Source organism: Oerskovia rustica (genome assembly GCF_014836555.1).
Taxonomy (GTDB): domain Bacteria; phylum Actinomycetota; class Actinomycetes; order Actinomycetales; family Cellulomonadaceae; genus Oerskovia; species Oerskovia rustica.
The window spans coordinates 1-11,399 of the sequence record NZ_JACSQQ010000006.1; the positions used below are offsets into that span (position 1 = coordinate 1).

Consider the following 11,399-nt stretch of genomic DNA (forward strand, 5'->3'; position numbering starts at 1 on the left):
GCCGTCCGCACCCCGCCCTCGTGCGTGGGTCAGTCGTCGAGCCCCAGGGCGAACGCCTGCTCGAGGTCGACGTCGGAGTACGCGCGGAACGCGATGAAGGTCTCGGTGCGCAGCACGCCCTCGATCTTGCTGACGCGGTCGGCGATCACGTCGGCCAGGTCGTCGTGCTCCTTGACGCGGACCATGGCCACGAGGTCGGCCTTCCCGGTGACCGAGTAGACCTCGCTGACACCGCGGAGCGAGGCGACCTGCGAGGCCACCTCGGGGATGAGGTTCGGTTCGGTGTCGATCAGCACGATCGCGGTCAGCATGGGTCCTCCGTCGGGTCCGAGGCGCGGGGCCCGTCGTTCGACGAGCCGGGGTCCAATCTAGCCTCGACGTGCTGGGCGACGCGCTGCGCGGTGCGGTCGCGGTCCGCGAAGGCGCGTGCGGAGCGGACGGGCCAGGCGAGCGGGTGGGTCACGTCGACCAGCCGGACGCCGGGCTGCTCCAGCCAGCCGAGGACGAGCTCGGCCTCGTGCGGGTGGCACGCGGGTGCAGGGGCGACGGGCGGCGCGACGTCCTCGGCCGTCGCGACGAGCGCCTCGATGGTCGGCCAGGGGTCGGCACCCGGCGCCGAGACCCCGGTCGCCGCGAGGCGCGCGTGCCGCACGACGACGATCTCCCACCCGCCCCGCTCGAGGGGCTTGGCGGCGACGAGCTCGGCGCACTCCGCGAGCGGCCCGAGCCGTTGCGCGCGGCCGGCCCCGAGCAGGAACGCCTCGAGGCGCGCGGTGACCTCGGCGGCCTGCTCGTAGCGTTCGTCGGCGGCGAGCGCGGCGATCCGCGCGGTCAGGGGGTCGACGACGTCGCTCGGGTCCGCGAGCAGCGTCCGCCGTGCGCGCCCTACGACGGCGGGGTATCCGTCCGGTTCCTGCGTCGTCGTGCAGGGCGCCCCGCACCGCCCCATCTCGGCGAGGGCGCACGCGCTGGCCCCCGGGGCGGGCAGCAGCGGCAGGCGCGGCGTGCACTGGCGCAGGGGCAGCGCGTCGTGCATCGCGTCGATCGCCTGCTGGGCCTGTCTGCGCGACGAGTAGGGGCCGATGTGCGCGGCGTCGGGCTTGACGTCCTGGACGATCGAGAGCCGCGGGTGGTGCTCGCGCGTCAGGCGCACCCAGCTCATGCGCTCGGGGAACTTGGAGCGACGGTTGTAGCGGGGCGAGTGCTCGGCGATGAGCCGCAGCTCGCGGACCTGGGCCTCGAGCACGGTCGCGCACACGACGGGCGTGACGGCGTGCGCGATGCGCACCATCTCGGTCATGCGGCTGCGCTTCTCGGCGGCCGTGAAGTAGCTGCGGACCCGGCGGCGGATCGAGGTCGACGTCCCCACGTAGAGGACCTCCTCGCCCGGACCGCGGAACAGGTAGACGCCCGGTGCGTCCGGGAGGCCGTCGGCGAGGGTGCGCTTGCGCCGCACGTCGGGCGGGACCGGGTCGGTCGCGGTCGCGAGGTCCTCGAGGTGCGTGATGCCGAACGGGGCGAGCCGTTCGAGCAGCGCGTGCAGGACGTCGACCGTGGCGCGCGCGTCGGCCAGCGCCCGGTGCTCGGGGGTCACGGCCGCGTGGAAGAGCGCGGCGAGCGTCGAGAGCTTGTGGTTGGGGGCCTCGTCGCGCGTCACGACGCGCCGGGCGAGGGGGACCGTGTCGAGGACCTGGTTGCCGGGCCAGTCGTAGCCCGCGCCGCGCGCGGCCGCCTTGAGGAACCCGATGTCGAACGGCGCGTTGTGCGCGACCAGGACCGCACCCCGGGAGAACTCGAGGAACGAGGGCAGCACGGCCTCGATCCGGGGTGCGGTCGCGACCATCGCGGTGCTGATCCCGGTCAGGCGGGCGATGAACGCCGGGACGGGCGTGCCGGGGTTGACGAGGGTCTGGAACTCGCCGAGGACCTCGCCTCCGCGGACCTTGACGGCGCCGATCTCGGTGATGCCCGCCGAGGCGGGCGAGCCCCCGGTCGTCTCGAGGTCGACCACGACGAACGTGACGTCCTGCAACGGGGTGCCCAGCTCGTCGAGGCCGAGCTGGACGGGCATGCTCCCGGGGATGGCGTCGGGGGTGAACGAACGGACCGAGAGCTGCGGGGGAGCGGCCGAGGCTGCGGCGGTCGGGGACGGCATGGGCCCGAACGTACCCGGGGGCACCGACACGGTCGGTGGCGGCCGTGCGGGACGTGGCGCACGCCCGCGCCGCGCCGTCAGGACCCGACGCCCCGTTCGCCCGTAGTGTTGACCCATGGATGGGACGAGTCGGGACAACAAGGACGCTGCGCCGCGCTCGGCCGAGATCCCGGGTGCGTCCGCGGGGTCGTCTCCCGAGGGTGACGTCGCACGTCCGCCCGTCCCGCCCGAGGTCCGCACCCAGCTCCTCGAGCTGGCCGCGCGCACCCTCGGCGCGTGGGACCCCGCGACGGTCCCGGCGGCGCTGCGCCGCGTCAGGACGTTCGCGCCGCGTCGGCGCGCCGCGTCCGGCGCGGTCCCGCTCTGGCAGGCGCTCGAGACGAGCCCGTCGTTCCGGTCCGCGGTCGCGGCCACGTGGAGCACCGCGCACCCGCGGGAGGCGCGCGAGCTCGTGCCCGACGGCGCCGCGACCACCGCGACGACCGGCCCCGGCGCGTCGGACGGGCCGGGCGACGACGAGAGGGCCCCCGGCTCGGGCGCCGTCTCCGTCGACGTGGTGGCCGAGCCCCTGGCCGCCCCCACGGAGCCGGCGAGCGCGACGCCGACCGTGCGCGAGGTGCCCCCTCCGGCGCCCGGCCCCGCACCCGACCGCACGTCCGCCCCCGAGGGGAGCGGCGCCGTCGGGCAGGACGGGGGAGCTGCCCCCGTGGCCCAGGCCGTCCCCGACAGGGCGGGGCGCGCCGTGGACCTGGCCGTCGGCGCGTTCCTGCTGCGTCCGGACGACTGGGTGGCCCACCTCGACCGAGCGCTCCAGGACACCCAGGAGCGCGAGCAGGAGCAGCGCCGGGCCCAGGAGGCCGGACGGGCCGTCATCGAGCGCGACAAGGCCCTTGCCGAGCTCGACGCGGCCAGGCTGGCCGCGGCCGCCGACCGCGCCGCGCTCGAGGAGGCCCGTGCCGAGGTCGCGAGCCTGCGCCGCACCGAGCGCAAGCTGCGATCGGACGCCGACCGGGCCCGTTCCGAGGCGCGCGCGGCCCGCGCGGAGGCCGACGCGCGGACGCAGGCCGCCGAGGCGCTCGCCACCCAGGCCGCCGCCGAGCGGCGCGAGGCCGCGGTCGCGCTCGAACGCGCCCACGCTGCCCGCGACGAGGCGCGCACCCTCACGCACACCGGGGCCGAGCTCGCCAACGCGCGGGCGCGACTGCTGCTGGAGACGGTCGTCGACGCGGCGGTGGGTCTCCGCCGGGAGCTCGGGATCCCGCCGACCACGCTGCGGCCGGGCGACACCGTGGCACCCGTCGAGGTCGACGCCGCAGGTCACGGCACGGGCGGCACGACGCGACCGGGCTCGCGCGGTCGCGCAGGCGACGACCCGGCGCTGCTCGACGACGTGCTCGCCGTGCCCCAGATGCACCTGATCGTCGACGGGTACAACGTCAGCAAGACAGGCTTCGGCACGCTCACGCTCGCGCAGCAGAGGCGCCGCCTCGTCGACGGGCTCGTGCGCATCGCGTCGCGCACGGGCGCCGAGGTCACGTGCTGCTTCGACGGCCAGGAGCTGGGGCACATGCCGCCCGCGAGCACGCGCGGGGTGCGGGTCCTGTTCTCGTCGGGGGAGATCGCCGACCACCTGATCCGGCGCCTGGTCGCCGCGGAGCCCGAGGGACGGCCCGTGGCGGTCGTCACGAGCGACCGCGAGGTGGCCGACGACGTCCAGGCCATGGGGGCGGTCGCCATCGGCTCGCCGGCCCTCGTCGGGCGGCTCGCGCGGCTCTGACGAGTCGGCGGGTCGTCACCCTCGGCGGGCGGGTGCGTCACCCTCGGCGGGCGGGTCGAGAGGCGACGACGGCCGGCCCCCTGGTGGGGGACCGGCCGTCGTGCCCGTCGTTCCGGCGTCTCAGGTCGCGTCAGGTCACTGCGCAGGCACGCCCGAGTAGATCGCGTCGACCTCGACCGAGAAGTCCTTGAGGACGACGTTGCGCTTGACCTTGAGCGACGGCGTCAGGTAGCCGTTCTCGACCGTGAAGTCCGTCGCCAGGATGGTGAACTTGCGGATCGACTCGGCGCGCGAGACGGCCTTGTTGGCGCGGTCCACCGCGGTGTCGAGCGCCGCGAGGACGTCCACGTCGAGCGCGGCGGCGTCGACGCTCATGGGCTCCTTGCCGTGCATCGCGAGCCAGCCTGGCAGGCCCTCGGGGTCGAGCGTCACGAGAGCGCCGATGAACGGTTGGCCGTCGCCGACGACCACGCACTGGCTCACGAGCGCGTGCGCGCGGATGCGGTCCTCGAGCACGGCCGGGGCGACGTTCTTGCCGCCCGCGGTCACGATGATCTCCTTCTTGCGCCCGGTGATGCGCAGGAAGCCGTCCTCGTCGAGCGAGCCCAGGTCGCCCGTGCGGAACCAGCCGTCGACGAACGCGTCGGCCGTGGCCTGCGGGTTGTTGTGGTAGCCACGGAAGACGTGGTGTCCCTGGAGGAGGATCTCGCCGTCCTCCGCGATCTTCGCGCCGCAGCCGGGGAGCTGGGGCCCGACCGTCCCGATCTTGGTCGCCGTGGGGCGGTTGACCGACGTCGGGGCCGTGGACTCGGTCAGGCCGTAGCCCTCGAGGATGCGCACGCCGATGCCGCGGTAGAAGTGGCCAAGGCGCTCGCCGAGCGGTGCGCCGCCCGAGACGGCCCACTTGGTCTGGCCACCGAGCGCCGCGCGCAGCTTCTTGTAGACGAGCGCGTCGGCGACCTTGTGCTGGACCTTGAGGCCGAGACCCGGCCCCTTGGGGTCGTCGAGCGCACGGGACCAGGCGATCGCGGTCGCGGCGGCCCAGTGGAAGATCTTGACCTTGCCGCCCGCGGCGGCCTTCTGCTCCGAGGAGTTGTAGACCTTCTCGAACACGCGGGGCACCGAGAGGATGTACGTCGGCTTGAACTCGCCCAGGTCCTCGAGGAGGGTCTTGGTGTCCGGGGTGTGGCCGAGCACCGTGCCGCCCGCGACGACGAGCACGCCGATGAAGCGCGCGAACACGTGCGCGAGCGGCATGAAGAGCAGCGTCCGGCCGTTGGCCTCGGCGAAGACCTCGGGCAGCGCCTCGACGGCGTTGACGGTCAGCGAGTAGAAGTTCTCGTGCGTGAGCTCGGCCCCCTTGGGACGGCCGGTGGTGCCCGAGGTGTAGATGATGGTCGCGACGTCGGTGAGGTTCGCGAGGCCGCGGCGGCGGGCGATCTCGTCGTCGCTGACGTCCTTGCCCGCCGCCTTGAGCGCGGCGATCCCGCCGTCGTCGATCACGAACACGTCGCGGAGCTCGGGGGCCTGCTCGCGGACCTCGGCGACGGTCGCGGCGTTCGCGGCGGACTCGACGACGAGCAGCTTGACCGCCGCGTCCGAGAGGATCCACTGGACCTGCTCGGCGCTCGAGGTCTCGTACAACGGCACGGGCACGGCTCCCGCGGCCCACGCGGCCCAGTCGAGCAGCGTCCACTCGTAGCGGGTGCGGGACATGATGCCGACGTGGTCGCCGGGCTCGATGCCCAGTGCGACGAGGCCCTTGGCGACGGAGACGACGTCGGTGTCGACCTCCCGTGCCGAGAGGGTCTTCCAGGGGGCGCCCGGCCCGCTCTTGACCTCGATCATGGGGAGGTCTGGCCCGGCGGCGACGCGGGTCGCGAAGAGGTCGTTGAGGTTGTCGAGAGGATCGACATCGATGATGCGCGGTGCGCTGAACTCGTCCATGCTGGCTCCAGTGGCAGAAGTCGACGGTGTGAGAACAGTACCCACAGGTCGCAAGTGTCGTTGACCGCCTCCGAGTCGGTACTCTTCATGGTGCTGTGCGCTGTTGCGCAAGATTTCAGGCCGTACCTGGGCGAAGACCGGGAGCGACCGGACTTCGGAGCCGACGGACGTACGCAGAACCGATGCCGAGGCGGTGCACAACCGTTACCGGCTGGTGTTCTCATCGGGAGTTCCAGACCGCTACGTGAGTGAGGACCTGACATGCATGCCATCGGAGTCGACATCGGCGGAACGAAGATCGCCGCGGGTGTGGTCGACGAGAACGGCACGATCCTTGCGCAGACGCGTCGCGACACCGAGCCCGACGACGTCGCGAGCATCGACGCGGCGGTCGCGGACGTCTACGCGGAGCTGTCCAAGGAGTTCCAGGTCGAGGCCATGGGCCTGGCCGCGGCCGGCTTCGTGAGCCCTGACCGCTCGTCTGTCCTCTTCGCCCCCAACATCGCGTGGCGCGAGTACCCGCTGGCCGACAAGGTCCGCACGCTCATCGGCGACGACGACGTCAAGATCGTCGTCGAGAACGACGCCAACGCGGCGGGCTGGGCCGAGTTCGCGTTCGGCGCGGGCCGCGACGCCACCGACATGCTCATGCTCACGGTCGGCACGGGGCTGGGCGGCGCGATCATCGTCGACCGCAAGCTCGTACGCGGGCGCTGGGGCGTGGCGGCCGAGGTCGGCCACATGCGCGTCGTGCCCGGCGGTCACTACTGCGGCTGCGGCCACGAGGGCTGCTGGGAGCAGTACGCCTCCGGGAGCGCTCTCGTGCGCGACGGCCAGGCCGCGCTCATCGCCCAGCCCGACCGTGCCGGCGCCCTCCTCGAGCTCGCGGGCGGCGACCCGTCCAAGCTCAACGGTCCCCAGATCACGCAGGCCGCGCAGGCGGGCGACGAGCTCGCGATCGAGCTGCTCGCGACCCTGGGCCGCTGGATCGGCGAGGGGGCCGCGTCGGTCACGGCGCTGCTCGACCCCGAGCTCATCGTCATCGGCGGGGGCGTGGGTGCGGCGGGCGACCTGCTGCTCCAGCCGGTCCGCAAGGCCTTCGCGGACCAGCTCTCGGCACGCGGCCACCGCCCCGAGGCGCAGATCGACCTCGCCCAGCAGGGCAACGAGGCCGGCATCGTCGGCGCGGCCGACCTCGCCCGCAGCTAGTGACCTGCACGGCCCCGGCTTCCGCGTGAGGCCGGGGCCGCGTCGCGCGCGGGGGAGCAGGCGCTCCCCGGGGAGCACCGCCGTCGGGCAGGGTGCAGCGTGGCGCCCGCGCCGGCCACGGCCCGGGCCCGACGGCGCAGCGCGCCCTCAGACGACGGCGCCCGGTCCCGCGTGGTCGTCCTCGCGGCGGTGCGGCATGCGCCAGAGCAGCACGGCCAGCCCTGCGAGGAACAGCCCGCCCGCGACCTGCGCGACGATCGTCGGGAAGGGCCGGAGCACGACCATGCCGACGAGCAGGAGGACCGGGATGCCCGCGACCAGGCCCCAGGCCATGGTCATGAGCGGGTCGCGTCCCATGCCGATCTCGGGATCCGGGGGAGTGAAGTGGCTCTCGGCGTCCTCGAGGTCCTCGACCTCGGGCGTCGTCGGCCAGTCCCGGGGGCCCGGGGCCTGGACCCAGGGCGCGACGGGGAAGGTCTCGTGCAGGTCGCGCGGGCCGGCGGACGTCGGGCGGTCGGTGCCGGCGGCGCTCTCCGCGGCCGCGGACACGTCGGAGAGGTCCGCGACGATGTCGGCCCAGCGGGCCTCGACGTCGGGAAGGTCGTCGTGGGGCGTGCTCGATGCGTCGGTCGATCCGGGGTCGGTCGGGTCGATCGCGTCGTCCTTCCCGTCGTTCTCACCCTGCGGTCCTGCATTCGGTGCGGCCATGGGGTTCACTCTAGAGTCGGAAGAGCGCCTCGTGTTCGCGAGGGCCACCAAGGAGGAACGTTGTTCTACTGGTTCATGAAGCAGGTGATGGTCGGCCCCCTGCTCCGGCTGCTCTACCGTCCGTGGACGCGCGGCGTCGAGAACGTGCCCGACGAGGGCGGCGCGATCCTCGCGAGCAACCACCTCGCGGTCATCGACTCGTTCATCCTTCCTCTCGTGCTGAACCGCAAGGTGCAGTTCCTCGGCAAGTCCGACTACTTCACGGGCAAGGGGATCAAAGGGCGCCTGACGGCCGGCTTCATGCGCGGCGTGGGGACCATCCCGGTGGACCGAGCAGGCGGCAAGGCCAGCGAGGCGGCGCTCACCACGGGCCTGAGGGTCCTCGGCGACGGCGAGCTGTTCGGGATCTACCCGGAAGGCACCCGGAGCCCTGACGGGCGTCTGTACCGCGGCAAGACGGGCGTCGCGCGGCTCGCGCTCGAGTCCGGCGCGCCCGTGGTCCCCGTCGCGATGATCGGCACCAACATCGCCCAGCCCATCGGCAAGGTCATCCCCAAGCCCATGCGCATCGGGATCGTGATCGGCGAGCCGCTCGACTTCAGCCGCTACAAGGGCATGGAGAACGACCGCTTCATCCTGCGCTCGGTCGCGGACGAGATCATGTACGCGATCATGAGCCTGTCGGGCCAGGAGTACGTCGACATCTACGCCGCGACGGCCAAGGCGCGCCTCGCCACCGGCCCCGCCGCTACCACACCTCCGGCCTCACCCGCGGCTCCCGGTGGCAGGCCGGTCCCGGACGTCCAGGTTCCGGAACCGCCGCAGGAGGAGCCCGCACCGTCAGTAGACTGAGGGAGCAGGCCGTCCCGCTGCCCCGGGTGATCCCCAGCGTCGAGCGACGCAGGCACGGCGGCATCCTTCAACGAGAGGCTCCTTTGCTATGTCTGATCGTCGGCAGGTCCGTCGCGTCGCACTCCTGACGGCCGGTGGTTTCGCCCCGTGCCTGTCCTCCGCCGTCGGTGGCCTGATCGAGCGCTACACCGAGCTCGCCCCCGAGGTCGAGATCATCGCCTACCAGCACGGCTACCACGGCCTGCTGACCGGCACCAAGATCGTCGTGGACGCGGAGACCCGCAAGAAGGCGGGCGTCCTGCACCGCTTCGGCGGCTCGCCGATCGGCAACTCGCGCGTCAAGCTCACCAACGCGAAGGACTGCGTCAAGCGCGGCCTCGTCCAGGAGGGCCAGGACCCGCTGCAGGTCGCGGCCGAGCAGCTCAAGGCCGACGGCGTCGACGTCCTGCACACGATTGGTGGCGACGACACGAACACCACGGCGGCAGACCTCGCGGCCTACCTCCACGAGAACGACTACGAGCTCACGGTCGTGGGCCTGCCCAAGACGATCGACAACGACGTGATCCCGATCCGTCAGTCCCTCGGTGCGTGGACCGCCGCCGAGGAGGCCGCCGGGTTCGCGCGCAACATCATCGGTGAGCACCGCTCCGGTCCGCGCATGCTGATCGTGCACGAGGTCATGGGCCGCCACTGCGGCTGGCTGACCGCCGCCTCGGCCGCCGAGTACCGCAAGTGGCTCGACACGCAGGAGTGGGTCCCGGGCATCGGCCTGACCAAGGAACGCTGGGACATCCACGCGGTGTTCGTGCCCGAGCTCGCGCTCGACATCGAGGCCGAGGCCGCGCGCCTGCGCACCGTCATGGACGAGGTCGGCAACGTCAACATCTTCCTGTCCGAGGGCGCCGGCATGAACGAGATCGTCGCGCAGCTCGAGGCGTCGGGCGAGACGGTCGAGCGCGACCCGTTCGGCCACGTCAAGCTCGACACCATCAACCCGGGTGCCTGGTTCGCCAAGCAGTTCGCGGAGAAGCTGGGCGCCGAGAAGACCATGGTCCAGAAGTCGGGCTACTACTCGCGCGCCGCTGCTGCGAACGCCGAGGACCTGCGCCTCATCAAGTCGATGACGGACCTCGCGGTCGACTGCGCGTTCAAGGGCGAGTCGGGCGTGATCGGGCACGACGAGGAGAACGGCGACCGCCTGCGCGCGATCGAGTTCCCGCGCATCGCCGGTGGCAAGGCGTTCGACGTCTCGCAGCAGTGGTTCGGCGAGCTGCTGGACGAGATCGGCCAGCCGCTCGTGCCGGCTGCACCCGCGGAGCACTGATCCGCTGATGGCGACCACGACCGGCGCGGAGATCAGCCAGGGACTGGACGCATTCCGTTCCCTCGTCGCGCAGCAGCAACCCACGTGGCCCGACGCCGCGGCCCTCGCGGACGTGTCCGCGCGGCTCGCGGCCTCCGCGCCGCTCGTGGTCCCCACCGAGGCCGACACCCTGCGCTCGCGGCTCGCCGCCGCGGGCCGGGGCGAGGCCTTCCTCCTGCAGGGCGGCGACTGCGCCGAGACGTTCGCGGACGCGAACGCCCTGCGCATCCGCAACAAGGTGCGCACCATCCTGCAGATGGCCGTGATCCTCACGCACGGCGCGAGCATGCCCGTCGTGAAGATGGGGCGGCTCGCAGGGCAGTACGCCAAGCCGCGCAGCTCGAACGACGAGACGCGCGACGGCGTGACGCTGCCCGCGTACCGGGGCGACATGGTCAACGGTCACGCGTTCACGCCCGAGGACCGGGTCCCGGACCCCGAGCGCCTGATGCAGGCGTACCGGATCTCGTCGGCCACCCTCAACGTGGTGCGCGCGTTCACGGGCGGCGGGTTCGCCGACCTGCGCCAGGTGCACGAGTGGAACCGCGGCTTCATGCGGAACCCGGCCTACGCGCGCTACGAGAGCACGGCGGCGGAGATCGACCGCGCGATCCGCTTCATGAAGGCCTGCGGCGTCGACTTCGACGCGCTGCGCACCGTGGAGTTCTTCGTGAGCCACGAGGCGCTCATCCTCGACTACGAGCGTTCGCTCACGCGCATCGACTCGCGCTCGGGCGACGCCTACGACACCTCGGGCCACTTCCTGTGGATCGGGGAGCGCACGCGCCAGCTCGACGGCGCGCACGTCGACTTCCTGTCGCGCGTGGCCAACCCGATCGGGGTCAAGCTCGGCCCGACCACGGCTCCCGACGACGCGCTGCGCCTCATCGACAAGCTCAACCCGGACGCCGTCCCCGGTCGGCTGACGTTCATCACGCGCATGGGGGCGGGCAAGATCCGTGACGCGCTGCCCGCGCTCGTGGAGGCCGTGCGGGAGTCCGGCGCACCCGTCACCTGGGTCACGGACCCCATGCACGGCAACACCATCACGTCCGACAGCGGCTACAAGACGCGCCGGCTCGAGGACGTCCTGGACGAGGTCCGGGGCTTCTTCGAGGTCCACCGCGCGCTGGGCACGGTGCCAGGGGGCCTGCACGTCGAGCTCACCGGTGACGACGTGACCGAGGTGCTGGGTGGCAGCGAGGAGATCGACGACGCGGGCCTGGCCCTGCGCTACGAGACCCTCGTGGACCCGCGCCTGAACCACCAGCAGTCGCTCGAGATGGCGTTCCAGGTCGCGGAGATGCTCCAGGCCCGCTGAGCCGTCGCCCGCCCGCGGGCCCGGCCCGACCCCACGCAGCCCGACGGCGGCGCACCTGCGGGTG

The 11,399-nt window shown here is 72.9% G+C and carries 9 protein-coding genes; 5 read left to right on the plus strand and 4 right to left on the minus strand.

Annotation, left to right across the window (positions count from 1 at the left end):
* Positions 1 to 29: 29 nt before the first annotated feature.
* Entirely contained in the window at positions 30 to 311 is a 282-nt protein-coding gene (locus tag H9652_RS04735; RefSeq protein ID WP_138824253.1) for an Lrp/AsnC family transcriptional regulator, read from the minus strand.
* Entirely contained in the window at positions 305 to 2,155 is a 1,851-nt protein-coding gene (locus tag H9652_RS04740) for a DEDD exonuclease domain-containing protein (RefSeq protein WP_191795163.1), read from the minus strand. The genes H9652_RS04735 and H9652_RS04740 overlap by 7 nt, the downstream gene beginning before the upstream one ends.
* 115 nt (positions 2,156 to 2,270) lie before the next feature.
* Here H9652_RS04740 and H9652_RS04745 point away from each other — a divergent pair, with 115 nt between their 5' ends.
* Positions 2,271 to 3,932 (plus strand): NYN domain-containing protein, encoded by a 1,662-nt coding sequence (locus H9652_RS04745; protein WP_191795165.1) that lies wholly within the window; start codon positions 2,271 to 2,273, stop codon positions 3,930 to 3,932.
* Between the two features lie 135 nt (positions 3,933 to 4,067).
* Here H9652_RS04745 and H9652_RS04750 read toward each other — a convergent pair whose 3' ends face one another.
* Positions 4,068 to 5,879: an AMP-dependent synthetase/ligase gene (locus H9652_RS04750; RefSeq protein WP_191795167.1), complete on the minus strand. Its 1,812-nt coding sequence runs from the start codon at positions 5,877 to 5,879 to the stop codon at positions 4,068 to 4,070.
* Positions 5,880 to 6,140: 261 nt separating this feature from the next.
* On the opposite strand from H9652_RS04750, the gene H9652_RS04755 reads away from it, so the two are divergent.
* On the plus strand, positions 6,141 to 7,088 hold the full coding sequence (locus H9652_RS04755; protein WP_191795169.1) for an ROK family glucokinase: 948 nt from the start codon (positions 6,141 to 6,143) through the stop codon (positions 7,086 to 7,088).
* A gap of 147 nt (positions 7,089 to 7,235) precedes the next feature.
* Here H9652_RS04755 and H9652_RS04760 read toward each other — a convergent pair whose 3' ends face one another.
* On the minus strand, positions 7,236 to 7,796 hold the full coding sequence (locus tag H9652_RS04760) for a hypothetical protein (protein ID WP_191795171.1): 561 nt from the start codon (positions 7,794 to 7,796) through the stop codon (positions 7,236 to 7,238).
* 60 nt (positions 7,797 to 7,856) lie between these two features.
* Here H9652_RS04760 and H9652_RS04765 point away from each other — a divergent pair, with 60 nt between their 5' ends.
* The 3 genes from H9652_RS04765 (at position 7,857) to H9652_RS04775 (ending at position 11,335) form a co-directional block, all read left to right on the plus strand.
* Positions 7,857 to 8,648: a lysophospholipid acyltransferase family protein gene (locus H9652_RS04765; protein WP_225227740.1), complete on the plus strand. Its 792-nt coding sequence runs from the start codon at positions 7,857 to 7,859 to the stop codon at positions 8,646 to 8,648.
* 88 nt (positions 8,649 to 8,736) lie between these two features.
* Positions 8,737 to 9,975: a pyrophosphate--fructose-6-phosphate 1-phosphotransferase gene (locus H9652_RS04770; protein ID WP_191795173.1), complete on the plus strand. Its 1,239-nt coding sequence runs from the start codon at positions 8,737 to 8,739 to the stop codon at positions 9,973 to 9,975.
* A 7-nt stretch (positions 9,976 to 9,982) separates the two neighbouring features.
* Positions 9,983 to 11,335 (plus strand): class II 3-deoxy-7-phosphoheptulonate synthase, encoded by a 1,353-nt coding sequence (locus tag H9652_RS04775; RefSeq protein WP_191795175.1) that lies wholly within the window; start codon positions 9,983 to 9,985, stop codon positions 11,333 to 11,335.
* Positions 11,336 to 11,399 lie beyond the last annotated feature (64 nt).

Excerpts from the sequence above, each read along its gene's own strand:
- H9652_RS04735 (WP_138824253.1), bottom strand. The coding sequence starts at position 311 with ATGCTGACCGCGATCGTGCTGATCGACACCGAACCGAACCTCATCCCC.
- H9652_RS04740 (WP_191795163.1), bottom strand. The coding sequence starts at position 2,155 with ATGCCGTCCCCGACCGCCGCAGCCTCGGCCGCTCCCCCGCAGCTCTCG.
- H9652_RS04745 (WP_191795165.1), top strand. The coding sequence starts at position 2,271 with ATGGATGGGACGAGTCGGGACAACAAGGACGCTGCGCCGCGCTCGGCC.
- H9652_RS04750 (WP_191795167.1), bottom strand. The coding sequence starts at position 5,879 with ATGGACGAGTTCAGCGCACCGCGCATCATCGATGTCGATCCTCTCGAC.
- H9652_RS04755 (WP_191795169.1), top strand. The coding sequence starts at position 6,141 with ATGCATGCCATCGGAGTCGACATCGGCGGAACGAAGATCGCCGCGGGT.
- H9652_RS04760 (WP_191795171.1), bottom strand. The coding sequence starts at position 7,796 with ATGGCCGCACCGAATGCAGGACCGCAGGGTGAGAACGACGGGAAGGAC.
- H9652_RS04770 (WP_191795173.1), top strand. The coding sequence starts at position 8,737 with ATGTCTGATCGTCGGCAGGTCCGTCGCGTCGCACTCCTGACGGCCGGT.
- H9652_RS04775 (WP_191795175.1), top strand. The coding sequence starts at position 9,983 with ATGGCGACCACGACCGGCGCGGAGATCAGCCAGGGACTGGACGCATTC.